Source organism: Blastococcus aggregatus (assembly GCF_900221005.1).
Taxonomy (GTDB): domain Bacteria; phylum Actinomycetota; class Actinomycetes; order Mycobacteriales; family Geodermatophilaceae; genus Blastococcus; species Blastococcus aggregatus.
Window position 1 is genome coordinate 389,641 of record NZ_OBQI01000005.1, and the last position, 25,308, is coordinate 414,948.

General features: G+C 74.4%; 23 protein-coding genes and 1 pseudogene. 6 read left to right on the forward strand and 18 right to left on the reverse strand.

The genetic code is table 11. The features are described from left to right. Positions 1 to 61: 61 nt before the first annotated feature. From CRP29_RS17575 to CRP29_RS17590, 4 genes are all read right to left on the reverse strand, one after another. Positions 62 to 400 (reverse strand): hypothetical protein, encoded by a 339-nt coding sequence (locus CRP29_RS17575; RefSeq protein ID WP_097196335.1) that lies wholly within the window; start codon positions 398 to 400, stop codon positions 62 to 64. Positions 401 to 426: 26 nt separating this feature from the next. Further along, the gene (locus tag CRP29_RS17580) at positions 427 to 1,155 is read right to left on the reverse strand and encodes a glutamine amidotransferase (protein WP_097196336.1); all 729 of its coding nucleotides are present in this window, start codon (positions 1,153 to 1,155) and stop codon (positions 427 to 429) included. A 23-nt stretch (positions 1,156 to 1,178) separates the two neighbouring features. After that, on the reverse strand, positions 1,179 to 1,592 hold the full coding sequence (locus CRP29_RS17585; protein ID WP_141437161.1) for a hypothetical protein: 414 nt from the start codon (positions 1,590 to 1,592) through the stop codon (positions 1,179 to 1,181). 257 nt (positions 1,593 to 1,849) lie between these two features. Next, complete coding sequence (locus CRP29_RS17590) at positions 1,850 to 2,710, reverse strand: SDR family NAD(P)-dependent oxidoreductase (protein ID WP_097196338.1); 861 nt, start codon at positions 2,708 to 2,710, stop codon at positions 1,850 to 1,852. Positions 2,711 to 2,786: 76 nt separating this feature from the next. On the opposite strand from CRP29_RS17590, the gene CRP29_RS17595 reads away from it, so the two are divergent. Beyond that, positions 2,787 to 3,800 (forward strand): iron-containing redox enzyme family protein, encoded by a 1,014-nt coding sequence (locus CRP29_RS17595; protein WP_097196487.1) that lies wholly within the window; start codon positions 2,787 to 2,789, stop codon positions 3,798 to 3,800. Between the two features lie 12 nt (positions 3,801 to 3,812). Here CRP29_RS17595 and CRP29_RS17600 read toward each other — a convergent pair whose 3' ends face one another. From CRP29_RS17600 to CRP29_RS17615, 4 genes and pseudogenes are all read right to left on the reverse strand, one after another. After that, the gene (locus CRP29_RS17600; RefSeq protein ID WP_245852983.1) at positions 3,813 to 4,127 is read right to left on the reverse strand and encodes a CDGSH iron-sulfur domain-containing protein; all 315 of its coding nucleotides are present in this window, start codon (positions 4,125 to 4,127) and stop codon (positions 3,813 to 3,815) included. 70 nt (positions 4,128 to 4,197) lie between these two features. Next, positions 4,198 to 4,934, reverse strand: a pseudogene (locus CRP29_RS17605) (aquaporin). A 77-nt stretch (positions 4,935 to 5,011) separates the two neighbouring features. Next, a complete protein-coding gene (locus CRP29_RS17610) occupies positions 5,012 to 8,125 on the reverse strand; it encodes a bifunctional [glutamine synthetase] adenylyltransferase/[glutamine synthetase]-adenylyl-L-tyrosine phosphorylase (RefSeq protein WP_217991645.1) in 3,114 nt (1,037 codons plus the stop codon). A 4-nt stretch (positions 8,126 to 8,129) separates the two neighbouring features. After that, positions 8,130 to 8,861, reverse strand: a complete 732-nt coding sequence (locus CRP29_RS17615; RefSeq protein ID WP_245852986.1) for a type 1 glutamine amidotransferase — start codon at positions 8,859 to 8,861, stop codon at positions 8,130 to 8,132. A gap of 116 nt (positions 8,862 to 8,977) precedes the next feature. On the opposite strand from CRP29_RS17615, the gene CRP29_RS17620 reads away from it, so the two are divergent. Beyond that, positions 8,978 to 10,846 carry a hypothetical protein gene (locus CRP29_RS17620; protein WP_176523011.1) on the forward strand — a complete coding sequence of 623 codons (1,869 nt, stop codon included), beginning with the start codon at positions 8,978 to 8,980 and terminating at the stop codon, positions 10,844 to 10,846. A 12-nt stretch (positions 10,847 to 10,858) separates the two neighbouring features. On the opposite strand, the gene CRP29_RS17625 is transcribed toward CRP29_RS17620, so the two are convergent. From CRP29_RS17625 to CRP29_RS17650, 6 genes are all read right to left on the reverse strand, one after another. After that, a complete protein-coding gene (locus CRP29_RS17625) occupies positions 10,859 to 12,631 on the reverse strand; it encodes a hypothetical protein (protein ID WP_097196341.1) in 1,773 nt (590 codons plus the stop codon). Between the two features lie 28 nt (positions 12,632 to 12,659). Next, positions 12,660 to 14,000 (reverse strand): glutamine synthetase family protein, encoded by a 1,341-nt coding sequence (locus CRP29_RS17630; protein WP_097196490.1) that lies wholly within the window; start codon positions 13,998 to 14,000, stop codon positions 12,660 to 12,662. A 102-nt stretch (positions 14,001 to 14,102) separates the two neighbouring features. Then, entirely contained in the window at positions 14,103 to 15,347 is a 1,245-nt protein-coding gene (locus CRP29_RS17635) for an NAD(P)/FAD-dependent oxidoreductase (protein WP_097196491.1), read from the reverse strand. 5 nt (positions 15,348 to 15,352) lie between these two features. Continuing rightward, entirely contained in the window at positions 15,353 to 15,976 is a 624-nt protein-coding gene (gene folE / locus CRP29_RS17640) for a GTP cyclohydrolase I FolE (protein ID WP_245852988.1), read from the reverse strand. After that, entirely contained in the window at positions 15,973 to 16,419 is a 447-nt protein-coding gene (locus tag CRP29_RS17645) for a DoxX family membrane protein (protein ID WP_097196342.1), read from the reverse strand. Before CRP29_RS17645 ends, folE begins: the two co-directional genes overlap by 4 nt. Positions 16,420 to 16,499: 80 nt before the next feature. Then, the gene (locus CRP29_RS17650) at positions 16,500 to 17,192 is read right to left on the reverse strand and encodes a helix-turn-helix transcriptional regulator (RefSeq protein WP_097196343.1); all 693 of its coding nucleotides are present in this window, start codon (positions 17,190 to 17,192) and stop codon (positions 16,500 to 16,502) included. Positions 17,193 to 17,331: 139 nt separating this feature from the next. Between CRP29_RS17650 and CRP29_RS17655 the strand changes: the two genes are divergently transcribed. Together CRP29_RS17655 and panB are read left to right on the forward strand one after the other, a co-directional pair. Further along, positions 17,332 to 19,167, forward strand: a complete 1,836-nt coding sequence (locus CRP29_RS17655; protein WP_245852989.1) for an NAD+ synthase — start codon at positions 17,332 to 17,334, stop codon at positions 19,165 to 19,167. Beyond that, the gene (gene panB / locus CRP29_RS17660; protein WP_097196344.1) at positions 19,164 to 19,994 is read left to right on the forward strand and encodes a 3-methyl-2-oxobutanoate hydroxymethyltransferase; all 831 of its coding nucleotides are present in this window, start codon (positions 19,164 to 19,166) and stop codon (positions 19,992 to 19,994) included. The genes CRP29_RS17655 and panB overlap by 4 nt, the downstream gene beginning before the upstream one ends. A 93-nt stretch (positions 19,995 to 20,087) precedes the next feature. On the opposite strand, the gene CRP29_RS17665 is transcribed toward panB, so the two are convergent. The 3 genes from CRP29_RS17665 to CRP29_RS17675 all read right to left on the reverse strand — a co-directional run bounded on the left by CRP29_RS17665 (position 20,088) and on the right by CRP29_RS17675 (position 22,151). Beyond that, positions 20,088 to 21,017: a hypothetical protein gene (locus CRP29_RS17665; protein WP_097196345.1), complete on the reverse strand. Its 930-nt coding sequence runs from the start codon at positions 21,015 to 21,017 to the stop codon at positions 20,088 to 20,090. Positions 21,018 to 21,202: 185 nt separating this feature from the next. Further along, entirely contained in the window at positions 21,203 to 21,898 is a 696-nt protein-coding gene (gene npdG, locus CRP29_RS17670; RefSeq protein ID WP_097196346.1) for an NADPH-dependent F420 reductase, read from the reverse strand. A 70-nt stretch (positions 21,899 to 21,968) separates the two neighbouring features. Then, positions 21,969 to 22,151: a hypothetical protein gene (locus CRP29_RS17675; RefSeq protein ID WP_097196347.1), complete on the reverse strand. Its 183-nt coding sequence runs from the start codon at positions 22,149 to 22,151 to the stop codon at positions 21,969 to 21,971. 151 nt (positions 22,152 to 22,302) lie between these two features. Between CRP29_RS17675 and CRP29_RS17680 the strand changes: the two genes are divergently transcribed. Then, positions 22,303 to 23,469, forward strand: a complete 1,167-nt coding sequence (locus CRP29_RS17680; protein ID WP_245852991.1) for a GGDEF domain-containing protein — start codon at positions 22,303 to 22,305, stop codon at positions 23,467 to 23,469. 29 nt (positions 23,470 to 23,498) lie between these two features. After that, entirely contained in the window at positions 23,499 to 24,791 is a 1,293-nt protein-coding gene (locus CRP29_RS17685; protein ID WP_097196348.1) for a M24 family metallopeptidase, read from the forward strand. A 27-nt stretch (positions 24,792 to 24,818) separates the two neighbouring features. Here the strand turns inward: CRP29_RS17685 and CRP29_RS17690 are convergent, their stop codons facing one another. After that, the gene (locus tag CRP29_RS17690; protein ID WP_097196349.1) at positions 24,819 to 25,259 is read right to left on the reverse strand and encodes a ChaB family protein; all 441 of its coding nucleotides are present in this window, start codon (positions 25,257 to 25,259) and stop codon (positions 24,819 to 24,821) included. Positions 25,260 to 25,308: the final 49 nt, after the last annotated feature.

A 25,308-nucleotide genomic window follows, 5' to 3' on the forward strand; every position in this document is an offset into this window, starting at 1 on the left:
GCGCACCGCCCATGACGACGCTCAGCGCCCACTCGCGCATTGCCGGGGCAGAAAGAGCCGCTCAGAACCAGTCGAGCAGCAGCCGCGCCGCCGTCCAGCCGCCCAGCGCCAGGAGGACCAGGACCACGGCGAACACGGCGAAGCAGCCGCTCGTCTCCAGCCGGTCGCGCCAGGGCGACGGCTGCTGGCCCGGCGACGGGTCGTCCGCCTCGGGCAGCGGCCGCCGGAGCCACTCCGCCGCGTGCTCCTGGGTGCAGAAGTCGGCCACCCAGAACCGCAGTTCGCCGTCCTCCTCGCGGGACACCTCCACGCGGAGCTCGTCCGCGCCCCAGTCCACGTCGCCGATGGCCACCCCGCAGAGATCGCAGGCCCCGACGTCGGCGCTCTCGGTCCCGGACACGAGATGGCACCCTAGGCCGCGGGCGATCAGGCGTAGCGGACGACGAAGTTCTGCAGCAGGCGGCCCGGCTCGGTGACGACGGCGGGCGTCAGGCGGGCGACGAGGGCGTCGAGCTCGGACGGCGGGAAGTAGCCCGCGTGCTGGTAGACGTGCACCCGCGTGAGCAACCCTGGGACGTCGAGCTCGGGGTGGAACTGGGTGGCGTAGACGTTGCTCCCGACCCGGAACATCTGCACCGGGCAACCCGCCGAGCCGGCCAGCAGCGTCGCCGACGGCGGCAGCACCCGGCACGCCTCCTTGTGCCCGACGAAGGCATCGAACGCCTCGGGCATGCCGGTCAGCAACGGGTCGCTCCGGCCGGCCTCGGTCAGTTCCACCCGAACCGCCGAGACCGGCTCCCCGTACGTCCGGTCGACGACGCCGCCCTGGTGCGTGCCCAGCGTGCCGATGCCGTAGCAGGCACCGAGGAACGGGAGGTCGCGGGCGACCACGCGGTCCAGCAGCCGCGCGAGATCGCGCTCCACCCTGCGCTGGACGTCGGTCTTCCGCTCGTCCGGGTCGCTGGAGTTGAACGGGCTGCCCCCGAGCAGGACGCCGGCGTAGTCGTCCAGGTCGAGCTCCGGCAGCGGCCCGGCCTCGACGCGGATCCGGTGGAGCTCCTGCTCCCCCAGGCCGGTCGCCCGGAGGAAGCCTGCGTACTCGTCGTCGGCGGCGACGTCCTCGGCGCGGGTGGAGAGCAGGAGGAAGGGCCGCACGGGCAGAGCCTAGGCAGGCTCGGTCAGGCGTCGGACGGAGCGACCAGCACCAGCGAGGCCATCATGGATTCCAGCACCGCGACGTTGCGCTCGTAGTCGAACCGCGGCAGGCCCACCGTGCTGGCGACCAGCGTGTCGCCGTCGGAGTTCCCCGGCAGGTCGACGACGTACGTGGTGATGGGGGTGTCCACCGGGTGGAGCCCCGGCCCGGTGAGCCGCTCCAGCCGCAGACCGGGCCGCCCGCCCACCTCGACCGCCGTGGTCGCCGTGACGTCCGGCCACGCCGAGGGTGGTCGCGACCCCTCGACCACCTTCAGCGTGATGTCGGCGATGCGCACGTCGGTCGCCTCCGGGACGTCGAAGGACTCGGCGGCGAACCAGCTGCAGGCCGGCAACGTCGTGCCCGGGTTGACCGACCAGTCGGCGGGGTGGCTCACGCGGAATCCCGCGGGGTGGGTGCAGTCGCCGGTGCCGGACGCACCGCCGGTGTCCGCCGGGGACGTCCCGTGCGTCGGTGAGGCGGCCGGATCAGGGCTGCCGGTCGCAGTGCACCCGCAGAGGACGAGCAGCGCGCACGCTCCGGCGAGCATCGGGCGCATGCGGGTACCTGCTTCCGTCCGTGGGTGCGTGACGTCCTCTCTCTAGCCGGGGACCGCTGTCGTGGAACCCGGTGAACCGGATCGCCATCCGATCGTCATGCGACCGTCCGGTCTCCGATGCGCGCAGCCACGGCCCGGCGGGCAGCCGCCCGGATGCGGTCCGCCTGCGGGGAGAAGGCGAGGTCCAGCAGCCGGTTGACCGGCGTCACCTCGCCCAGCCGGGCCGCTCCGGCCCACCGCGGCACCGAGACCGTTCGCGACCACGGCGAGCGCAGGCACCCGGCGATCCGGTCGGCCACCCGCTCCGGGGCGATGCCGCGGGAGAGGCGGCCCTCGGCGTCCGCGTCCGAGGTCGGTGCGTGCCCGTGGCCGCGAGCGAGCCACTCGGTCTCCACGAAGAACGGGTTCACCGTGTGCACCCGCACGCCCCGGGCGGTCACCTCCCGGCGCAGGCCCTTCACGAAGCCCGCCAGCCCCGCCTTCGTCGCCGAGTAGACCGTCAGCGGCGGCACCTGCGCCCACGCCGCCACGGACGAGACCGCGACGACGTCCCCCCTCCCCCGCTCCCGGGCCGCGGCCAGCAGGTGCGGCAGGGCCAGCCGGGTCAGCTCGATGGCCCCGGTCAGGTTGAGCGCGACGATGCCGGCGACGGCGTCGGCCGGCATGTCCTCCACCAGCCCGGCCCAGCCCAACCCCGCGTTGAGGACGACGCCGTCGAGCCGGCCGTGCTCGGTCAGCGTTCCCTCGAGCAGGCGGGCGCGATCGGCGGCGTCGACCATGTCGGCGGTCACGCAGGTGACTCCCCGCAGCGCGCCGACGGCGTCGGCGAGCCGGTCGCCGTCCCGGGCGCAGGTGACCACCCGCGCGCCATCGGAGACCAGCCGCTCCACGGTGGCGCGGCCGATGCCGGCGCTCCCCCCGGTGACGACGACGACGCGTTGGCTCAGCTCCGACATGCGGTTCGTCCTACCCGCGGGGGACATCACATGCCCGCAGGCATCGAAATCTCTGGCCCTGGGCATGGTGGACGTCATGCACCTGCCTGCTGCCCGCGGTCCGCTCAGCGAGTTCCTCGTCCGTGACCTGGCCACCCGTCCGGAGCTGTCCGCCCGGACCCTGGAGGCCGCCACCCGCCTGGCCGACGCGCCGGCCACCGTGCTCACCAACGAGGACCTGCAGCTGTCACTGGCGGTCTGCTACGAGCTGCACTACCGCGGCTTCGACGAGGTCGACGACGCGTGGGAGTGGGATCCGCAGCTCATCGGGCTGCGCGCGGACCTGGAGCGGCTGCACCTGTCCGCGCTGCGGGCCCTGGTCGGCCCGGTGCGGGTGACCGACGAGCCCATCGACGTGCAGCTCGCCGCGGCCATCGCCGAGGACGACGGGCCGTCGCTGTCGAAGTTCATGGCCCGGGAGGGCAGCCTCGAGCAGTGGCGCGAGTACCTCACCCTGCGGTCGGTCTACCACCTCAAGGAGGGCGACCCGCACACGTTCGCCATCCCGCGGCTGTCCGGCCGGACGAAGGCCGCCATGGTCGAGATCCAGGCCGACGAGTACGGCGGCGGCTCGGCCGCCCGGATGCACAGCGAGCTGTTCGCGGGCCTGATGCGCGACCTGGACCTGGACTCCACCTACGGCGCGCTGTGGGACGACGCCCCGGCCGCCGCGTTCTCCAGCGTGAACACGATGTCGCTGTTCGGGCTGCACCGGCGCTGGCGGGGCGCCGCGCTCGGGCACCTCGCCACCGTGGAGATGACCTCCTCGGAGCCCAGCCGCCGCTACTCCGCCGGCCTGCGCCGGCTCGGCTTCGACTCCTCGACGACGGTCTTCTACGACGAGCACGTCGAGGCCGACGCGGTGCACGAGCAGATCGCCTCGGTCGACATGTGCGGCGCCTTCGTGCAGGAGAACCCGGAGCTCGCCGAGGACGTCCTGTTCGGGGCGCGCAGCTCCCTGGCGATGGACGGCGTCGCGGCGCGGCACCTGCTGGGCGCCTGGGGTGAGGGCCGCTCGGCCCTCACCCGGGAGACCTCGCTCGCCGCCTGACCGGGGGCGCGCTCAGTCCCGGACGCGTGGCTCCTGCCGGAGCTGCGCGGCCGGGCGGGGCCGGCTCGGCGCGCTGGGCGCGGAGAAGCCGGCGCGCTTGTGCGTGCCGTCGCAGAAGGGCTTGATCCCGGACTTGCCGCACCGGCACAGCGCGATCGTCCGGCGTCCCGGGTCGATCTCGGCGCCGTCCTGGTCGAGCAGGCGGAAGTCGCCGCGCACGATGAGCGGGCCGTCCCGGTAGGGGGTGATCGTCGCGCCCTCGCCGTCGTCGGCGCCGGCTTCGACGTCGTCGGGCAGCTCGGACTCGGGAGAGGGAAGGCTCGACACCCTCCCACTCTGCCCCGCGCCCCCGGCCGGCACACGCCCGAGGGCGTGATGCGGCCCGCACGGGCGACGCTCAGGCGGGCAGCTGCGCGCCCGTCTCGTCCGTGCCGATCTCGTCCTGCTCGGGGGTCAGCGTCGGCAGCGCGAGGAGCCGGACGACGAGGACCGCGATCACCGCGCCGATCAGCGGGGCCACGATGAACAGCCAGACGTGCGCCAGCGGGTCGCCGCCGGCGAACAGCGCCGGGCCGAGGGAGCGCGCGGGGTTCACCGAGGTGCCGGTCAGCGGGATGCCGACCAGGTGCACGGCGGCCAGGGTGAGGCCGATGGCCAGCCCGGCGAACCCCGGCGCCGCAGCCTTCCCGGTCACGAGCAGGACCACCGCGACGAGCACGAACGTCAGCAGCACCTCGACGACGAAGGCGCCGCCGCCGCTGATGGTCGCGCCCCAGTCGTTGGCGCCCAGCGCGCCGGTCTGGTCGGTGACGTCGCCGAAGTCGCTGGTCAGCAGCTTCAGCACCGCCGCGCCGGCGATGCCGCCGGCGAACTGGGCGATCCAGTAGGCGCCGGCCTCCGTCGCCGTCATGCCCTTGGAGAGCAGCACCCCGAGGGTGACCGCCGGTTGACGTGGCAGCCGGAGATCGGGCCGATCGCGTAGGCCAGCGCCAGCAACGTGAGCCCGAAGGCCAGCGCGACGCCGAGCGCCCCGATGCTGTCGATGCCGCCCACCGCCGCCCCGACCGCGAGGAAGACCAGCAGGGCCGTCCCGAGGAACTCGGCGACGAGGGAGCGGGGGAGCGTGGGTGACACGGGAACCTCCGGGCGCGGCTGGTGCGGACCGAGCCAGGATGGCCCTCCCCGGCGCGCGCTGGATAGGGCCTCGCGGCTCAGTTCTCGACGGGCTGCCCGTAGAAGACGTGCTCGACCACGCCGCGGGCGTGCCGGGTGGTGCGGTGGTAGTCGTCCAGGAACTGGCCGGGTTCGGTGTCCGGGCCGTAGCCGCAGGCACGGGCCACGCCCTCCAGCTCCAGTCCCGGCCTCGGCAGCTGGTCGCTGGGGCGGCCGCGCACGAGGAAGACCGCGTTGCGCGCCCTGGTGGCGATCTCCCAGGCCGCGCGCAGGGCGGTGGCGTCCTCGGCGCTCACCAGGCCGGCGTCCGCCGCAGCAGCGAGCCCCTGCACCGTCGGCCGGACGCGGAGCTCGGCCACCTCGGCGGCGTGCTGCAGCTGGAGCAGCTGGACGGTCCACTCGACGTCGGACAGCCCGCCGCGGCCGAGCTTCGTGTGCGTCGCCGGGTCGGCGCCGCGCGGCAGCCGCTCGCGCTCCACCCGTGCCTTGATCCGCCGGATCTCGGCGACCTGGTCGGCGGCGATCCCTCCCGCCGGGAAGCGGATGGGGTCGATCAGCTCGACGAACGCCGCCCCGAGCTTCTCGTCGCCCGCGACCGGCGTCGCCCGCAGCAGCGCCTGCACCTCCCAGAGGGAGACCCACCGCTCGTAGTACTCGCGGAACGCGGACAGGCTGCGGGCCATCGCCCCCTGCCGGCCCTCGGGCCGCAGGTCCGCGTCGATCTCGAAGGCCGGGTCGGGCGCGGGCTCGGCGAGCAGCCGCCGCAGCGTGTGCGCGACGGCGTTCGCCGCCGTCGTCGCGGCGCCCTCCTCGGCGCCCACCCGCGGGCGGTGCACGAAGAGGACGTCGGCGTCGGAGCCGTAGCCCATCTCGCCGCCGCCGAGCCGGCCCATGCCGATGACCGCCATGTCCATCGGCAGGTCTGCGACCTGGACGCCGGTCTCCAGCGCGTGGGCGCGCAGGGCGACGTCCAGGCCGGTTCGCAGCGTGGCGACGGCGACGTCGGTGAGCGCCTCCCCGACCCGCAGCACGTCCAGCCGGCCCAGCAGGTCGGCGCAGGCGATCCGCAGCAGCTCCTGCCGGCGCAGCCCGCGCAGCACCCGGATCCCGGCCTGCGGGTCACCGGCGCGCGCGGCCGCCAGCCCCCACGACCTGGTCAGCACCGCCACGCCGCGCGGCTCCAGCTCGGCGTCGTCGGCCAGCAGCCGCAGCGCCTCGGGCGTGCGGGTCAGCAGCCCGGCGACGTACTGGCTCGAGCCCAGCAGCTGCGCCAGCCGCTCGGCCACCTGGCCCTCGTCGCGCAGCAGCCGCAGGAACCACTGGTTGCCGCCCAATGCCTCGCTGACCTGCCGGTAGGCGAGCAGGCCGGCGTCGGGGTTCGGGCAGGAGGCGAAGGTCTGCAGCAGCACCGGCAGCAGGTACTTCTGCATGGACGCCGAGCGCGACACGCCTCCGGTCAGCGCCGCGAGGTGCCGCAGCGCGGCCTCGGGGTCGCCGAAGCCGAGGGCGCGCAGCCAGTCGCCGGCGGCCTTGGAGCCCAGGTGGAGGTGCTCCCCGGGCACCCGGGCGACCGCGGACAGCAGCGGCCGGTAGAAGAGCTTCTCGTGCAGCCGGCGCACCTCGCGGGTGTGCAGGGCCAGCTCGGCCTGGAGCACGTCCACCGCGCCGCCGCGGGCGTCGGGCTTGTAGCCCAGCGACCGCGCCAGCCAACGCAGCTGCTGCTCGTCGGTCGGCAGCAGGTGGGTGCGCCGCAGCCGCAGCAGCTGCAGCCGGTGCTCGACGGTGCGCAGGAAGCGGTAGGAGGCGATGAGGGTGGCGGCGTCGTCCCGGCCCACGTAGCCGCCGGAGGACAGCGCCAGCAGGGCCGGGAGCGTGCCGCCCTGGCGCAGCGTGGCGTCCGCGCGGCCGTGCACGAGCTGCAGCAGCTGGACGGCGAACTCGACGTCGCGCAGCCCGCCGCGGCCCAGCTTGAGCTCGCGCTCGGCCTGGGCCGGCGGGATGTTCTCCTCCACCCGCCGCCGCATCGCCTGCACCTCGCCGACGAAGCCGGGGCGGTCCCCGGCCCGCCACACCAGCGGCCACAACGCGTCGACGTAGGCCCGGCCGAGGTCGGGGTCGCCCGCGACGGGGCGCATCTTCAGCAGCGCCTGGAACTCCCAGGTGCTGGCCCACTGCTCGTAGTAGGCCGAGTGCCCGGCGACGGTCCGCACGAGCACCCCGGCCTTGCCCTCGGGGCGCAGCGCGGCGTCGACCTCCCAGGCGGCCTCGCGGCAGATGCGCATGAGAGCCGCGGCGACCCGCGTGGCGCTGCCGAGGGCGGCGCTCTCTGCGTTTCCTTCCACCGCCCGGCCCTCGGGGTCCACCGGCTCGCCGACGAAGACGACGTCGACGTCGCTCACGTAGTTCAGCTCGCGGCCGCCGGTCTTGCCCAGCGCGATCACCGACAGCCGGCAGGCCGCGGCGTCGGCCGGCTGCTCGGCGACGGCGAGGGCCATCCCCGCGGTGAGCACCGCGGCGGCGATGTCGGCCAGCTCGGCGGCGGCGTCCTCGGCGGGCAGGTTGTCGCCCAGGTCGCGGCCGGCCAGGGAGAGGATGGCCCGGCGGTAGGCCAGCCGGAGCCCGGCCACCCGCGCCGGCGAGGCGTCGGGCGCCCCCTTGCCGAGCCGGACGCCCCACGGCGGGTCGTCCGGGTCGGCGCCGACGGCGGCGAGCATCTGCCGTTCCAGCGCCACCGGCGTCGGCCGGGCCGGCCCGGCGTCCTCGGCGTCGAGGACCGTCCAGTCGTCGGGGTGCGCGGCGAGGTGGTCGGCCAGCCCGGAGCTGGCGCCCAGGACGGCGAGCAGCCGGCTCCGCAGCAGGGCCGACCCGCGGAGGCGGGCGAGCAGCGCGGCGGCCGCCTCCCCCGTCGCGTCGGCCTCGTCGAGCGCCTCGACCAGCCGGTGCAGGGAGCGGACGGCGAGGTCGGGGTCGCCGGCCCGGGCGAGCGCGGCGACGACCGGCCCGGCCTCGGGGTCGGCCGGCTCGTTGCGGCCCAGGTCCCACAGCCCCAGGTCCGGGTGCGACAGCAGGCGCGCCGCACGATCGCCGTCCTCGAAGCCGAACCGCACCAGCCGGACGACGGCGCGGCGCGGGATCTCCACCTCGGGCCCCACCGGCTCAGGCCGCCTGCGGGGCGTGCGCCCGCACCAGCTCGGCGAAGCGTGCGGCGAACGGCGCCCACGTCTCGGCGAGGTCGTCGTGCACGGCGTCCGCCCGGGCGCAGAGCGTCTCGGCGTCGACCGGTGCCGCCGCGACGCCGTGCCGGTCGGCGGCCGCCCAGGCGCGCACCATCTCCGGCGTCGTCTCGATGTGGAACTGGACCCCGTAGACCGCCGCACCCAGGCGGAAGGCCTGGTGGGCGTAGTGCGCGTTGCTGGCCAGCAGCGTCGCGCCGGGCGGCAGGGTGGCGATCTCGTCGTGGTGCCACTGGACGACGTCGGGGGTGAGCGGCAGCGGTCCGAACACCGGATCGGCGTAGGCGGCGTCCCGCTTGGCGACCAGGGTGGCACCCACCTCCGGGCCCTCGGCCCCGCGCCGCACGGCCCCTCCCCCGACGTCGGCGAGCAGCTGGGCGCCCAGGCAGACGGCGAGGGTGGGGACGTCGCCGGCGATCGCCTCGCGCAGCAGCGCGCGGACGCCGGCCAGCTCCGGGCTGGTCGCCTCGTCGTCGGTCGCCGACTGGGGGCCACCGAGGACGAGGAGTCCGGCGTGCCCCTCGAGCGTCTCCGGCAGCGCCTCACCGAGCCCGAGGTGCCGCTCGTCGAGGGTCAGTCCCGCGTCGGCGAGCCAGTGCCCGAGCCGGGCCGGCGGGTCGGTCTCGCTCGGAACGACGACGAGGAGGCTGGCCACGCGGTCGAGATTAGCCGCGCCGGACGCCCGGCCCCGCCCCGGCGCGGCTCGACGACCGCGCGGCTGCGGCACCCGGCCGTGTCTAAACTCCCGGAGCTGCCAGCAGAGAGGCGCACGTGGACACCATTCCGGTCCGGAACCTTCCGGACACCGCTCCTCCCCCGCTGCCCGCGGCGCCCGCATCGGGCCGCGTCGGATCCCGCTGGGTGCTCCCCGTCGCGCTGTTCCTGGTCGCCGTCCAGCTCGGGCTGCGCACCTGGCTGTTCGCGCAGCGGCAGTACTACGCCGACGACCTCCGCCTGCTCAACCTGTCCGACCGCTCCCCCCTGTTCTCCGCCGACTACCTGCTCTACGACTTCGACGGCCACCTCATGCCCGGGTCGTTCCTCGTGGCCGGCCTGGTCGAGCGGGCGGCGCCGCTGGAGTGGGCCCCGGCCCTGGTCTCGCTGGTGGTCCTGCAGGCGCTGGCGTCGCTGGCCCTGCTGCGCGTGCTGTGGGTGCTGCTGGGCGACCGCCCGGTCCTGCTGGTGCCGCTGGCCTTCGGTCTGTTCACGCCGATCACGCTCGGGGCGCTCACCTGGTGGGCTGCGGCACTGAACTCCATCCCGCTCCAGATCGGGCTGGCCTGGTACGTCGCCGCCGCGGTGCGGGCGGGCCAGACCGGGCGCCGCCGCTACGCCCTCAGCGGCACCCTGGCGCTGGCCTTCGCCCTCGCCTTCTACCTCAAGGCGGTGCTGCTGCCACCGGTCGCGTTCGTCGTCGTGGTCGTCGCGCTCCTCCGCGACGGGGTGCGCAACCCGCTCTGGGCGGCGCTCCGCCGGGCCTGGCTGCTGTGGCTGGGCACGGCCGTGGTCGCCGCCCTCTGGGCGGCCACGTACCTGTCCACGCGCACGGACGACGTGGTGAGCGACGGCAGCGCGAGCGACGTGTGGATCACCATCACCACCGGGTTCGAGGCGCTGGCGCCGGCGGTCTTCAGCGGGCCGTTCCGGTGGGCGATCTTCCCGCCGGCCAGCCCGCTGTCGGACCCCACCGACTGGACGGTGACCGCCGGCTGGCTGGTGCTCGCGGCGGCCTTCGTCTGGACCTGCGTGCGGCTGCGCGGCGCCCTGCCGGTGTGGCTGATCACCGGCGCCACGATCTTCGCCGGTCTGCTCATGGCGGCGGTCGGCCGGTCGGGCCTGGGGCTGGGCGAGGTGGCGCCGCTGGCCTACCGCTACTTCGCCGCCGACGCCGTGCTGCTGCCCATCGCCGGCGCGCTGCTGGTCTCCCTGCCGGTCCGGCGGATCTTCCGCCGCGCCCCCGGGCGGCCGGGCCGGGCCCGCCGGTGGCTCGCGCCGCTGGGCGCGGCGCTCACCACCGTGCTGACGGTGGGCTTCATCGCGAACTGCGTGCTGTCCACGGTCAGCCATGCCCGCGCGTGGGAGGGCAACCGCGCCGGGGAGTACCTCGACGTCGCCCGCGCCTCGCTCACCGACGCCGGCCCCGCCCCGCTGCTCGACCAGATCCTGCCCGCGGACGTGGTGGTCGGGATGAACGCCCCGGCCGACCGCCTCTTCGGCGTCTTCGCCCCGCTGCCCGACCGGCCGGCGTTCGCCTCCTCGACGCCGGTGCTGCAGGTGCTCGACGACAGCGGCGAGCTGCGACCGGCCGAGGTGATCCCCGGTGTGGTCCTCGCCGAGGGACCGGCGGCCGGCTGCGGGTGGTCGATCGAGCCGGGCGCCGGCAGCACGGTCGGCCTGACCGGCGCCCTGCCGGTCGAAGAGTGGACGGTGGAGCTCCGCTACGTCAGCGAGCAGGACGGCGAGGTGACCGTGGTGATGGGCTCGGGCCCGCCCGAGCGGGCCCCGGTCGTCGCGGGCGCCCACTCGGTCTACCTGCGCATCTCCGGCGGCGGCCCGGCGCTGCAGGTGACCTCCGAGGTGCCGGGGCTGCGCCTCTGCGTCACCGCAGGCGTCGTCGGCGAAGCCACTCCCCTGCCCTGACGACCGGCGGTCCTAGGAGCCACCGAGCGGCCACGGTCTGCCGACCACGGCTTCCTGGACGCACACCGGGCCGGGCGAGGTCACCCGTGCTCCGAGCGGCCCCTGCTGCGCGGTCACCACGAAGTACGCGCTGCCCATGCCGGGGGGCAGGGCCAGCTCCTGCTCGTCGTCGCCGACCACCACGTGCAGGGTCGCCTCCTGGGCGGTGGCGTACCCGATCCGGAGCACCTGGCTGATCCTGCCGTCGGCCTCCGGGACCACGCCGAGTCGCTGCTCGGCCGCCGTCAGGGCCCATCCGCAGCCGGCGACGGGGCCGAAGGCCCGGAGGGTCGGCTCGAGGAGCGCGATGGGCCGGAGGAAGGCCAGCCCGTCGAGCATCCGCATGTCGGTACCGGGCTCGTCGAACCGGCGGTCCTGGCCGACGGCATCCAGCAGCCGCCCCACGTCGGGGTATCTCGCCAGCAGCACCTCACCCGGGGCGCTGCCGCTGACCACCGACACGTCCGGGTTCTCGTCGATCACCCGGACCGCGGCCTGCACGTACGCCTTGGACTCCGGGTGCTGCAGCTCGCCGGCGACCAGCGCGCTGGAGACGCCGCTGCCGGCGATCAGGAGCACGCCGGCCGTCGCCCCGGCGGCCCGCACCCCCACCGCACGGACGGCCCGGCGGCGCGCGCGCCCGTCGAGCAGCGGACCGCTGAACGCGGCGCACACCCCGATGACGATGATCGGCAGCGCGTCGGTGACGTAGCGTGGGTCCCGCGCCACGATCTGGAGATAGTCCCCGCGGCCGAGCAGGAGCAGCCCGATGTCCGCGGCGACGTAACCCACCACGAGCACCCAGCCCTGCACCGCCCGGCTCCCCCGCAGCCACACGCTCGTCGCGACCACGGCGACGACGAGGCCCGCGGCGAGGGCTGCCCGGCCGGCGCCGACGTCGGAGAAGACGGTGGACTCGGCACCCTCACCGGTCCACGGACCGCCGACCAGCCCGGGGAGCAGCATCCGGAGGACGGTGTCACCGGCACCCGTGAGCGCCGTCCCGGCATCCGGCAGCGGCACCACCGGGGACTCGACGATCGAGCGGTAGAACGGGATGTAGGCGGCCACCAGGAGCACGTGCGGCAGGACGTAGGGCCAGCCGGCCCGCAGCAGGCGCAGCCGCCGGTCCCACGGTTCACCAGCCCACTCCACGAGCACGACGACGGCCACCAGCGCGGGCAGCACGAGGACCGCCTTCTCCCAGAAGAGGAGGCCGGCCGCGAAGCAGCAGGCGGAGAGCGCGGCCCAGCGCCAGGAGCGCGTGCGCAGCGCCCGGACCAGCGCCAGCAGGGCGGTCAGCATCGCGATCTGCATCGGCATCGCCTGCATGCCGGCCGCCCACCAGGTCGCGACCGGCAGACCCAGCGGGGTGAACAGGTAGCAGGCGAACGGGAGCAGGAGCCAGGGGGAACGGCCGAACAGCTGCCGCAGCACCGCCAGCAGCAGGCAGGAGGCCACCAGCTGCATGCCGAGCAGGCACAGGGCCGCCGGGAGGAACGACGGGCCGGCGTCCCGGCCGATCAACCAGTAGACGAGGTTGGTCCCCATCTCCAGGTGCCCGTTGTGGTCCCGGACGAGGTACTCGCGGGACAGGCCCAGGCGCCCGGCCGCCTCCATGTGGATGAAGTCGTCCTGCCAGTAGTACGAGCCGAGCACCACGACCGCACGGAGCACCGTCTGCCCGAGGATCAGCGCCACCCCGACGCCCAGCATCGGGTCCCGGCGGGCGCGGACCGTCACCATCTCGCTCCGCGCCGCCGGGTCACCGCGCTCAGAGGCCCGGCAGGTACCGCTGCAGCTCGAAGGGCGTCACGTTGCGCCGGTAGGAGTTGAACTCCTCCCACTTGTTGCGGAGGAAGAACTCGAAGACGTGCTCCCCGAGGGTCTCGGCGACGAGCTCGCTGCTCTGCATGGCGGTCAGCGCCTCGCCCAGGGAGACCGGCAGGTCCTCGTAGCCGGCCGCGCGGCGCTCGGTGTCGGTGAGCGACCAGACGTCGTCCTCGGCCTCGGGCGGCAGCTCGTAGCCCTTCTCGATGCCCTGCAGCCCGGCGGCGAGCAGCACGGCGAAGGTGAGGTAGGGGTTGCAGGCCGAGTCCGGCGAGCGGACCTCCACCCGCGCCGACTGCGCCTTGCTGGGCTTGTACTCGGGCAGCCGCACCAGGGCGGAGCGGTTCGCCCGGCCCCAGGTCGCCGCCGTCGGTGCCTCGGTGCCGGCCAGCAGCCGCCGGTAGGAGTTCACCGTCTGGTTGGTGACAGCGGTGACCTCGCGCGCGTGGGTGAGCAGCCCGGCGATGAACTGCTTCGCCGTCGTCGACAGGCGCATCGGGTCGGCGGCGTCGTAGAACGCGTTGCGGTCGCCCTCGAAGAGCGAGAAGTGGGTGTGCATCGCCGAGCCGGCCAGCTCGGTGAACGGCTTGGGCATGAACGTGGCGTGCACCCCCTGGGCGAGTGCCACCTCCCGGACGACGTGCCGCAGCGACATGATGTTGTCCGCCATCGACAGCGCGTCGGCGTAGCGCAGGTCGATCTCCTGCTGGCCGGGGGCGACCTCGTGGTGGCTGAACTCCACCGAGATGCCCATGGCCTCGAGCGCGAAGACCGCCTCGCGCCGGAAGTCGTGCGCCACGTCGTGCGTGGACAGGTCGAAGTACCCGCCCGTGTCGGCCGGCTGGGGGGGCGTGCCGCCCGTGGGCAGGTCCTTGAGCAGGAAGAACTCGATCTCGGGGTGGGTGTAGAAGGTGAAGCCCATGTCGGCGGCCTTCGCCAGCGCGCGGCGGAGCACGTGGCGGGGGTCGGCCCAGGCCGGTGAACCGTCGGGCAGCGTGATGTCGCAGAACATCCGGGCCGTGTCGCTGGCCCTCCCGTCACGGCCGGGCATCACCTGGAAGGTGCCGGGGTCGGGCTTGGCGAGCATGTCGGACTCGTAGACCCGCGCGAAGCCCTCGATCGCGGAGCCGTCGAAGCCGATGCCCTCCGCGAAGGCCGCCTCGATCTCGGCCGGCGCCACCGCGACGGCCTTGAGGTAGCCCGACACATCGGTGAACCACAGCCGGACGAACCGGATGTCGCGCTCTTCCAGGGTGCGCAGGACGAACTCCTGCTGTCGATCCATGCTCGCCATGATCGCGTCCGCTCGTTTCCGGGATGTGACAACGCCGCCGTTCGGGGCCCACCCTGCCCCGCAAGGGGGCCCCGGAACACCCGGCGCGCCACGTCAGGGGGCGCTTCCCGGTCCCACGAGCAGCTCCAGCGGCGTCCCGGGATCGGCGAGCCGGGCGGCCTGCACGCGCGTGCGTGAGCGGATCAGGGCCTGGATGTGATCGGTCTGGTCCCAGATGTCGACGCTCATGCCCGCCGTCACCCGGCCGTCCTCCGTCCAGAAGGCGAGGAAGGGACCGCTTCCCGGCTTCCCCCGGCAGACCACCGTCGCCCCGGGGGCGGCGAGCCCGGAGTACTCCATGCCCAGCTCGTACTGGTCGGTGAAGAAGTAGGGCACCCGGTCGTGGACGACGTCCTGACCGAGCATCGACCGGGCCGCGGCGGGGCCGCCGTGCAGGGCGTTGGCCCAGTGCTCGACCCGCAGGTGCCGGCCGAGGAGCGCCGACCAGGACGACGCGACGTCCCCGGCGGCGAAGACGTCGGGCGCGGAGGTGCGCAGCGAGTGGTCGGTGACCACCCCGTTGTCCACCTCCAGGCCCGCACCGGCGGCCAACCCGACGTTCGGGGTCGCGCCCACCCCGATCACCACGAGGTCGGCGGCGAGTCCGGCGTGCCGGTCGGTGACGACCGCGGTCGCGCGGCCCCCGCTGCCGCGGAGCTCCCGCACGGTGGTGTCGGTGAACAGGTCGACGCCGTGGGCGCGGTGCAGCTCCGCGAACACGGCACCCATCTCCTGGCCCAGCGCGGCGTGCAGGGGCGTCGGCTGCGGCTCGAGCACGGTGACCTCGTTGCCGTGGTGCCGGGCGGCCGCGGCGACCTCGAGCCCGATCCAGCCGGCACCCACGATCACGACCCGCCGTCCTCCGCCCTCGAGGTCGGCCCGCAGCCCGTCGGCATCGGCGAAGGTGCGCAGGTAGCGAACGCCGCCGAGGTCCGCGCCGGGCACCGGCAGGCGGCGCGCCGAGGAGCCGACGGCGAGCAGCAGCCTGGCGTAGTCGAGGACCTCACCCGACTCCAGCTGCAGACGGTGCGCACCGGCATCCAGGCCCGTGGCGCGCACGCCGGTGCGGAGCTCGACGTGCTGCTCGTCGAACCACGCCGGCTCGTGCACACGGGCGCTCTCGCGGGTCGCCGTCCCGAGCAGGTAGCCCTTGGACAGCGGCGGCCGCTCGTACGGCACCTCCGGCTCGGCGCCGACCAGGACGATGCGTCCGTCGAAGCCCTCGGCGCGCAGCGTCTCGGCGGCCTTCGCGCCGGCCAGACCGCCGCCGACGATCACGAACGGGGCCGCGGTCTCCATCGCGCTCACTCCCCTGTTCCGGCGAGGGCGAAGAACTCCTGGCGGGAGCGCGCGTCCTCCCGGAGCACGCCGTGCAGGGCCGAGGTCGTCGTGCGGGCGCCACGGGCCCGCACTCCCCGCAACGACATGCACAGGTGCTCGGCGCGGAGGACGACACCGACGCCGCGGGGGGCGAGGTTCTCCTGGAGCCAGTCGGCGACCTGCTGGGTCAGGCGTTCCTGCACCTGCAGGTCGCGTGCGAACAGGTCCAGGACGCGCGCGAGCTTGGACAGGCCCAGGATGCGGTCCCCGGGCAGGTACCCGATGGCCGCGGTTCCGGTGAAGGGCAGCAGGTGGTGCTCGCAGAGGGACTGCACCGGGATGGCGGTGGCCATCACCAGTTCGTCGTAGCCCTCGTCGTTGGGGAACGTGGTCAGGTCGAACGACGGCGGCGTCAGCATCTCGGCGAAGGCTGCGGCGACCCGGCGCGGCGTGTCGGCGAGGTGCGGCTCGGCAGGGTCCTTCCCGAGGGCACGGAGCAGGCCGGTGACCGCCTGCTCCGCGCCGTCGAGGTCCAGTCCGGCGCGGCCGCGCACGACGCGGAACCGGTGCGACCGGACCTCGGCCACCTCCGGCATCGGGGCGGTCATGCTCCGCCACCCAGGCGGATCGTCGGGGCGTAGCGCACCGCCAGTCGCGCGAGGGCGACAGCGGCGACGAGCAGGCCGAAGTCGCGCAGGGCCACGTCGTAGAACCCGGGGATCGTCAGCAGGTTCACGATGATCCCGGCGAGCCAGGCGGCCACCACCCAGCCGCCGATCCGCGGCGCGACCGCGACGAGCAGGCCGGCCAGCACCTCCACGACGCCGACGGCGTACATCGCCTGCTGCGCCGTGCCCGGCACGATCCGGTCGATCCAGGGGGCGAGGTAGTCGGGCCAGTCGGTCAGGACGTCGGCGAACTTGTCCAGCCCGAAGACGATCGGCGCGACGGTGAAGACCGTGCGCAGCAGCAGGAACGCCTGGTACCCCGGGTCGGAGCTCCGGAGCGACCGGCGTGCGTCGGGGTGCGAACGGGTCAGGTGGGTGTTCATGGCGGCTCCCTTCTAAAACCAATAATGGTTAGAAGTAGAGACCCGGACCACACCCCTGTCAACGGGCCGCGGCCCTTTTCTCAGCCCGTCGTGGCGGGCTCCAGCCGCACGCAGCACCGACCCGGTTCCGGGCTCAGGCGAGCGGTGAACGGGGCGCCCACTCCCCCACCCGCACCGTCGAGCAGGCCGTCCAGGAGGCGGAGGTTCATGCCGCAGACCAGCTCGGTGTGCTGCTGCGCGAGGCTGTGGAAGGGGCAGTTGCCCAGGGTGACCGTGTCGCCCTCGGAGCGCGGCTCGAAGCCGTGGTCCTCGAGGACGCGCAGCACCGTCTCGCGACCGGCCGGCCCACCGGCCGCCGCGGCGAGCTCCCGCCCGCGCTCATGAGCCCGCCGGTCCAGCACGACCCCGGGCCGCTCACCCGACCGCTCGGCCTCCTCGAGCGCGGCGGCCAGCAGCTCGCCGGCGAGGTCGTACCGGCGCTCGGGCAGGGAGACGCTCAGCGAGCACGCGGCCCGCCGGTACAGCTTCGCCGGCCGGCCCGCGCCCGGGCCGGTGCGGCCGCTGCGCCGTTCGAAGTGGACGTCGAGCAGCCCCTCGGCGACCAGGCGGTCCAGGTGGAACGCCGCCGTGGCCCGGGGCAGGGTCAGCGCCTCGGCCACGTCGTCCCGGCCGACCGCCGCGACCTGCCGCACGACGTGGTCGTAGACCCGGCGCCGGGTCGGCTCGGCCAGTGCGGCCACGGCATCGACGGCGGAAGGGCGGTCCTCGTCCATGCGGTCACTCTAGAACCAGGAATCGTTGATCAAACACCGACGAGACGCCGGCACCACCCGGCCCGGTGTCCGCGGCGCCGGCCTGCGAGCGGCGCCCCCGCCTGGCCCTCGTCCCTGCTCCGAGACCAGACTGTGCGGCGTGAGTGATCAACGACCGGTGCAGTTGCGGGTGGCGATGGCCCAGGTGGACACCCGGGTCGGCGACCTCGAGGGCAACAGCGAACTCGTGGTCCGATGGACGGCGAAGGCCGCCGAGGAGCACGCGCACCTCGTGGTCTTCCCCGAGATGACGCTGACCGGCTACCCGCCCGAGGACCTCGTCCTGCGGGAGTCCTTCGCGCGGGCCAGCGAGCGCGCGCTGGTGGAGCTCGCCGCCTCGCTCGCCGACCAGGGCCTCGGCGGCATCGCCGTCGTCGTCGGCTACCTGGCGCACACGCCGGGCGCGGGCCCGGCCCCGGTCGACTCCACCCCCACCGACGACGACCGCCCGGGCGACGCCAACCCGCGTCGCGGCGCACCGCGCAACGCCGCGGCGCTGCTGTTCGGCGGCGAGGTCGTCGCCCGGTACTACAAGCGGCACCTGCCCAACTACGGCGTCTTCGACGAGGCGCGCTACTTCGTGCCGGGCACCGAGCTGCCGATCGTGCGGCTGCACGGGATCGACGTGGCGCTCACCATCTGCGAGGACCTCTGGGTCGAGGGCGGTCCGTGCGGGATCGCCGGGCAGGCCGGCGTCGACCTCGTCGTCTCGCCCAACGCCTCCCCCTACGAGCGGGCCAAGGACGACCTGCGGCTGCCGCTGGTGCGCCGGCGCGCGGCCGAGGCAGGCGCGACGGTCCTCTACTGCAACCAGGTGGGCGGGCAGGACGAGCTGGTCTTCGACGGCGACTCGATGGCCGTGGCCGCCGACGGCACGCTGCTGGCCCGCTCCCCCCAGTTCGTCGAGCACCTGGCGACGATCGACCTCGACCTCGACCCCTCCTCGGTGCCCGAGCGGCGCGCGGGCCGGATCGGCCCGATGACCGTCACCCGGCACGTCGTGTCCGAGGAGCCGGTGCCCGCGTTCGACCGGCGGCCCGCGACGGTCGTCGAGCCGCTGAGCGACTGCGAGGAGGTCTGGCGGGCGCTGGTGCTGGGCCTGCGCGACTTCATCGACAAGAACGGCATGCCCTCGGTGGTGCTCGGCATGTCCGGGGGCATCGACTCCGCCCTGGTCGCCGCGATCGCCGTCGACGCGCTGGGCGCCGACCGGGTGCACGGCGTCGGCCTGCCCTCGAAGTGGTCCAGCGAGCACTCGCTGGCCGACGCCGAGGACTCCGCGCGGCGCCTGGGCATGCACTACTCCGTCGTCCCGATCGCGCCGATGGTCGACGCCTACGAGGCGTCGGTCGAGCTGTCGGGGGTCGCCGCGGAGAACCTGCAGGCCCGCGTGCGCGGCACCCTGCTCATGGGGCTGTCCAACCAGCACGGGCACCTGCTGCTGGCGACGTCGAACAAGAGCGAGGTCGCCGTCGGATACTCCACGCTCTACGGCGACGCCGCCGGCGGGTTCGCCCCGATCAAGGACGTGCCCAAGACCCTGGTCTGGGACCTCGCCCGGTGGCGCAACGCGCACGCCCGCGACCGCAGCGAGACCGAGCCGATCCCGCAGAACTCCATCGACAAGCCGCCCTCGGCCGAGCTCGCCCCCGGCCAGCAGGACAGCGACTCGCTGCCGTCCTACGACGTGCTCGACGCGGTCATCGCCGACTACGTGGACCGCGACCTCGGCCTGGCCGAGCTGCTGGAGCGCGGGCACGACCCCGAGGTGGTGGCGCGGGTGCTCCGGCTGATCGACACCGCCGAGTTCAAGCGCCGCCAGTCGGCCCCCGGCACCAAGATCAGCCTCAAGGCGTTCGGCCGCGACCGGCGGCTGCCCGTGACCAACCGGTGGCGGGAGACCCTGCCCACCGTGCGCGAAGGAGCTCAACCATGACGGAGTCGGTTCTCTACGGGGGGACGTCGAGCGCCCGGGTCCGCATCCACCACCTGCAGCAGGCCAAGGAGCGGGGCGAGAAGTGGGCGATGCTCACCGCCTACGACACCTACAGCGCGGCCATCTTCGAGGAGGCCGGAATCCCGGTCATGCTCGTGGGTGACTCCGCCGGCAACGTCGTCCTCGGGCACACCAGCACCGTGCAGGTGACGGTCGAGGACATGCTGCTGCTCACCAAGGCGGTCACCCGCTCGACCACGCGCGCGCTGATCGTGGCCGACCTGCCGTTCGGCTCCTACGAGTCCGGACCGCAGCAGGCCTTCGAGACCGCCGTGCGGCTGATGAAGGAGGGCGGCGCCCAGGCCGTCAAGCTCGAGGGCGGCGTGCGGGTGGCGCCGCAGATCAAGCTGCTGCACGACTCGGGCATCCCGGTGATGGCGCACGTCGGCTTCACGCCGCAGAGCGAGCACGCCCTCGGCGGGTTCCGGGTGCAGGGCCGCGGCGCCGGTGCCGAGCAGCTGCTCGCCGACGCCCGGGCCGTGCAGGAGGCCGGGGCGTTCGCCGTCGTCCTGGAGATGGTGCCGGCCGCGATCGCCGCCGAGGTGACCAAGGAGCTGTCCATCCCGACCGTCGGCATCGGCGCCGGGGTCGACTGCGACGCCCAGGTGCTGGTCTGGCCCGACATGGCCGGGCTCAACGGCGGCCGGGTGCCGAAGTTCGTCAAGAAGTACGCCGACCTGCGGGCTGAGCTGTTGCGGGCCGCGCAGGAGTTCGCCGGCGAGGTGCGCGGCGGCGTCTTCCCCGGCCCCGAGCACTCCTTCGACTGAGCCGCCCACCCGGACACCACACTCTGCGCGCGGTTTGCGGACGTTGCCGCTGCGATCGCGGCGGCAACGTCCCGAACCCGCGCGCAGAGTGCGTCATCCGAGGCGTCGGCGGCCTCGCTCGCGGGCCCGCAGCACCCGAGGGCCGAGCACCGCGGGCGTCAGCTCACCCCACGTCCACCGGACGACGCCCCAGTCCTCGTCGCGGAACGCGTCCTCCCGGCGCTTCTCCTCGAAGACGGCGTCACCCGGATCCTGACCCGGTCGCAGCAGCCGGCCGTACTTGATCCGGCCGTCGAACTCGCCGAGCAGCCGCGCGTCCTCCCAGCCGAAGTCGGCCCGCCCGAGGAAGGCGCCGTCGTGTCGGTGCACCTCCAGCTGCAGCGTGGTCGGCGCGAGGCCGATCCGGGCGAGCAGGACGCGGCTGCGGCTCTCCCCCACGCTCTCGCTCCTGCTGTCGGCGAACCGCACTGCGCGCGCTGCTGACCGGGCACCCGGCACGCGGCCGAGGCGTGCGACCCGCTCGTCGAGGGCGAGGCGGTCGACCATGCGCCGGTACAGCGCCGCGTCGAGCAGGACCACCGCCGGCTCGAACGGCACCGCGCGGGCCAGGTCGAGGAGCGTGCGCGCCGGCGACGTGACCGCGACGCCGTCCACCAGCACCACGTCGTCGTCGGCCAGTCCGGCCACGTGACAGCACAGGTACCGGCCCACGGCGCTGGACGCCGGAGGCCGCCGGGTGACGTGCACGCGGTCGAGCGGGACGCCCCACAGCGGCAGCCCGTGGAGCACCGCGGCCGACTGGTGGCTCACGACCGCAGGACGGCGCAGCGCCGCGAGGGTGGCGGTGACCAGCTCGTGGTGCCGGACGGTCGGATGGCTGTCCGGGGTGCCCGGCAGGTAGGCACCGGGCCGGATCCTGGTCAGCTCACCGCGCGCGATCTGCCGCTGCAGCTCGTCGTCCGACCAGCCTTCCGCCAGTGCCGCGCGGCGGAGGACCAGGTCGGGCGGGCGCCATGTCTCCATGTCGTTACGGTGCCGGGTCGCCGAACCGATGGATCGGTCTCCGCGTCATCGGTGGACAGGTGCGCGCCCTGTGGACGTCCCCGGTCGCGCACTCTGCCGCCCGGATGCTGACGTTGCCGGCGCGATCGCGGCGGCAACGTCCGCATCTCGCCAGCAGAGTCGCGCGGCGGGCGGAACGGGTCAGGTCAGACGTCGGTGACGCGCACTCCGGCGTGCACCTTGTAGCGGCGGTTGACCGAGACCAGGTTGATCGTCAGCGCCTCGACCTGCCGGGCGTTGCGCAGCCGGCCGGCGTAGATGCCCCGCATGCCCGGGAACCGGCCGGCCAGCGCCTGCACGGTGTCCATCGAGGCGCGGTCGTCGCCCACGACCATCACGTCCCCGTCGATCGTGGGCCTGGAGAGGTCCTCGAGCAGGGTGGCGGAGAGGTGGTGGAACGCGCCGACCACGTGGGAGTCGGGCAGCAGGGCGGCCGCCTGCTGGGCCACGCTGCCCTCCGCGACGTCGAGCACGTAGGCGCCGAGCTCGTCGAACCCCATCGGGACGACGCAGTCGACGACGATCTTGCCGGCCAGCGGGCTCGCCAGCTCGGCCAGGGTCGCGGCGTGCCCGTCGAAGGGGACGGCGACGATCACCAGGTCGGCCGCGCCCGCGACGTCGGCGTTGGACCCGCCCTGCACCGAGACCTCGGCGCCGGCGGACGCGGTCAGCGCACGGGCGGCGACGTCGGAGGCCACCTCGGCGGCGCGCTCGGCGTCGCGGGAGCCCAGCAGGATGCGCTGTCCGACAGCGGCCAGGCGGACGGCGAGCCCGCGGCCCTGCGGCCCGGTGCCTCCGAGAATCCCGACGACCAGTTCCTCCACCGCACGACCTTCGGTCACGTCAGCCCCTTCCGCGGCACCGGACGGCCCGGCTCCTGCACCGATCATCCAGGGACGACCGCGGGGACCGTCAGTCGCCCTCCCACTTCCGGTCCTCGTCGGTGATCTGCTTCTCCCGTTCGGCGACCGAGGCCAGCGCGTGCTCGGCCTGCTCGCGGGTCTCGTACGGGCCCAGCCGGTGCCGCTCGGCGCACCCGTCCCGGGTCTCGACCGTGTTGTGCTTCAAGCAGTAGAACCAGGGTCCGTCGGCCATCCGTGCCTCCCCTTGCTGGTCGGAAGCCCCACTCTCGCACCGGCGGCATCCGCCCGCTCGGAGGCGTTCGGAGGCGCCCGATCGGGTGTTGCACGACAGAACGGCGCAGGTACCCGTGTCGCAATGTCGCGCGGTACGGCATCCTGCTCCGGTGATCGGCCCCCTACGCTCCGTCCCCCCGCACCGCGGGGACAGCACGGAGCCGCCCACCCCGTCGGGCCTCGACCGCCGCGTGGCCGCGCTCTCCCTCGCCGCGCTGCTGGTCATCGGCGCGCTCATGGGCTCGATCAACCTCGTCGTCGACGGCGTGCTCCGGGACGGCGCACCCCGCTGGGCCTACGCCGTCACGATGCTGCTGCTGTTCGCCCTCGCCGGGAACCTCGCCGTCCGGGGCCGGGTGGGCCAGCGGCACACGCTCGCCCTGGTGCTGCTGGGTGACCTGATCTACCTCGTCGTCGTGCTCTGCATCGAGGACCCGCTGCGGTACGCGACCCCGCTGATGCTGCTGTTCCCGGCACTGGCCGCCGCGTGGTTCCTCCGGCCGCGCCCGCTGCTCGTGCACATGGTCGTGATCACCGGGGTGTGCCTGGCCGCGCTGTGGCCCAGCTACGACAGCACCGTCGGCCTCCTCGCGCAGGTCGGGGTGAGCGCCGCCACGCTGAACGCGGCGTCCGCCGGGGTGTTCCTCCTCCGGCGCCGCGTGCAGCGGCTGCTCACCGCGACCGAGATGCTCAGCCGCCAGGACCCGCTGACCGGGCTCTACAACCGCCGGTACCTCGTCGAGCAGGCGCCGCGGCTCTGGGCCCAGACGCGCCGCGAGAGCGGTCTGCTGAGCGCCGTCGTGCTCGACCTGGACCACTTCAAGCGGCTCAACGACGAGTTCGGCCACGCGGTCGGCGACGACGTCCTGAGCGCGGTCGCGCGGTCCCTGACCGCCACCGTCCGCCCCACCGACCTGCTGGCGCGCACCGGCGGCGAGGAGCTGGTCGTGGTGAGCACGGTCGACCTGCCCGAGGAGGCGGAGCGGCTGGCCGAGCGCCTCCGGGCGGCGGTCGCCGGATCACGCGGCGAGGCCGGGCTCATCGTGACCGCGTCCGTCGGCCTGGCGGTGGCCGCTCCGGACGACGACGACCCGGTGACGGGGATGTGGCGGCTGGTGGAGCGGGCCGACACGGCGATGTACGCCGCCAAGCGCGGCGGCCGCGACCGGGTGGCGGTGGCCGACCAGCCGCCCCGTCCGGCCCCGGCGGACCGGGCGCCCGAGGGCCCACCGGCCCCTCGGGGCTGCCGCCCACCCGACCGGGTGCTCGACCGGTAGGTTCCGCGAACTTCTGTTTCGCTAGGGGCATGTCGCCCCTCGCGCCTGATCCGACGCGGACGGTGCCCCTGCCGCTGCGCGAGCAGGCCGACGTCCGCGACCGCTGGCTGACCGAGCGGCTGCTGGACCTGCTGCCCGTGCTGATGGACCGCACCGGCATCGACCTGTGGATCGTCGCGGGCCGCGAGTACAACGAGGACCCGGTGCTCGCGACCCTGCTGCCGGCGGCCTGGCTGTCGGCGCGACGGCGCACGGTGCTGCTCCTGCACCGCAGCGACGACGGCGTCACCCCCGTCGCCGTCTCGCGCTATCCCGTCGGCCAGTTCCTGCCGGCCGACGTGGGCGACGCTCCGGCGGACTGCGAGTGGGACGTCGTCCGCCGCTTCGTCGAGCAGGCCGACCCGGCGCGCATCGGCATCGACGTCTCGGCCGACTTCGCCCTCGCCGACGGTCTCTCGCACGGCGAGCACCGGCAGCTGGTCGAGGCGCTGGGGCCCCACGCCGACCGCCTGGTGCCGGCCGAGCCGCTGGTCATCTCCTGGCTGGAGACCCGGCTGCCGGAGGAGATCGGGGCGCTGCACGCGCTCAACCGGCTCACCGCAGACGTCGTCGCGGATGCCTTCGCCACCGCCGTCACGCCGGGAATCTCGACGGCGATCGACGTCGCCTGGTGGCTGCGGCAGCGGCTGCACGACCTGGGGGTGGAGCCGTGGTTCCAGCCGTCGGTCTCGCTGCAGCGCGCCGGCGTCCCGCTGGTGGAGCAGGGCGGGGCGCTGCTGCCCGCCGTCCCGTACGACGCCGTCATCGAGCCGGGCGACCTGGTGCACTGCGACGTCGGCCTGACCAGCCTCGGGCTGCGCACCGACACCCAGCGGACCGCCTACGTGCTGAAGCCGGGTGAGAGCGCCGCGCCCGCCGGGCTCCGGGAGCTGCTCGCCACGGGCAACCGGATGCAGGACCTCACCGTCGCGGAGCTGCGTCCGGGCCGCACCGGCGACGAGGTGCTGGCCGCCGCGCGGGCCGCGGCGGCGGCCGCGGGGATCGACGCCGACGTCTACTCCCACCCCATCGGCGTGCACGGCCACGGCGCCGGGCCGGCGATCGGCCAGTGGGACGAGCAGGCCGCCGTGCCGGGTGCCGGCAGCTACCCGGTGCACCTGGACACCGCCTACGCCCTCGAGCTGGCGGTGCGCCGGCCGGTACCCGAGTGGAACGGCCAGTGCGTGCGCCTGGGGCTCGAGCAGGGCATCTCGCTGACCCCGGCCGGCGTCGAGTACCTGGGCCGGAGGCAGACCGAGCTGGCCCTCGTCCCGGCCGGCTGACGCTCGCCGGCCGGCCGGGACGGGGCGCTACTTCTTCGCGCTCTTCTTGCGGGCGTCCGCGGTCTTCTTCGTGCTGGCCTTCTGGATCGCGTCGACGAGCTGCTTCTTCTTCATGGTCGACCGCCCGGAGATGTCGAGTTTCTTCGCGATCTTCTTCAGGTGATCCTTCGTCGCGTTGGCGTCGACGCCGCCCTTGGTCTCCCGGTTCGTGCCGCGGCCGCCCTGTGCCTGGGCGTCGGAGGGCCCCTTCTTGCCGCCCTCCTTGGGCGCCCAGCGGTCGCCCACCTTCTCGAACGAGTGCTTGACCGCGGCCCATGCGACCTGGTTGGCGCGGCGCTCGTCGCCGTACTCGTCGGCGGCGGAGTCGTGCGCCTTCGCGAACGTGCGCTGGGCCTTCTTCGGCGACCGCAGCAGCGTGCTGGGCAGCTCCGACTTCTTGGCGTCGCCCTTCTTGGTGGTCTTCGGCATGACCTCTCCTCCTCGGGGTGCTGCCCGGCCACTACCCGGGGAGCCGCCC

What these genes read in the sequence shown, in the direction of transcription:
- CRP29_RS17590 (WP_097196338.1), bottom strand. Translation starts at nt 2,710, where the DNA reads ATGTCGGAGCTGAGCCAACGCGTCGTCGTCGTCACCGGGGGGAGCGCC.
- CRP29_RS17595 (WP_097196487.1), top strand. Translation starts at nt 2,787, where the DNA reads ATGCACCTGCCTGCTGCCCGCGGTCCGCTCAGCGAGTTCCTCGTCCGT.
- CRP29_RS17625 (WP_097196341.1), bottom strand. Translation starts at nt 12,631, where the DNA reads ATGGTGACGGTCCGCGCCCGCCGGGACCCGATGCTGGGCGTCGGGGTG.
- CRP29_RS17630 (WP_097196490.1), bottom strand. Translation starts at nt 14,000, where the DNA reads ATGGATCGACAGCAGGAGTTCGTCCTGCGCACCCTGGAAGAGCGCGAC.
- CRP29_RS17635 (WP_097196491.1), bottom strand. Translation starts at nt 15,347, where the DNA reads ATGGAGACCGCGGCCCCGTTCGTGATCGTCGGCGGCGGTCTGGCCGGC.
- folE (WP_245852988.1), bottom strand. Translation starts at nt 15,976, where the DNA reads ATGACCGCCCCGATGCCGGAGGTGGCCGAGGTCCGGTCGCACCGGTTC.
- CRP29_RS17645 (WP_097196342.1), bottom strand. Translation starts at nt 16,419, where the DNA reads ATGAACACCCACCTGACCCGTTCGCACCCCGACGCACGCCGGTCGCTC.
- CRP29_RS17650 (WP_097196343.1), bottom strand. Translation starts at nt 17,192, where the DNA reads ATGGACGAGGACCGCCCTTCCGCCGTCGATGCCGTGGCCGCACTGGCC.
- panB (WP_097196344.1), top strand. Translation starts at nt 19,164, where the DNA reads ATGACGGAGTCGGTTCTCTACGGGGGGACGTCGAGCGCCCGGGTCCGC.
- CRP29_RS17665 (WP_097196345.1), bottom strand. Translation starts at nt 21,017, where the DNA reads ATGGAGACATGGCGCCCGCCCGACCTGGTCCTCCGCCGCGCGGCACTG.
- CRP29_RS17675 (WP_097196347.1), bottom strand. Translation starts at nt 22,151, where the DNA reads ATGGCCGACGGACCCTGGTTCTACTGCTTGAAGCACAACACGGTCGAG.
- CRP29_RS17685 (WP_097196348.1), top strand. Translation starts at nt 23,499, where the DNA reads ATGTCGCCCCTCGCGCCTGATCCGACGCGGACGGTGCCCCTGCCGCTG.
- CRP29_RS17690 (WP_097196349.1), bottom strand. Translation starts at nt 25,259, where the DNA reads ATGCCGAAGACCACCAAGAAGGGCGACGCCAAGAAGTCGGAGCTGCCC.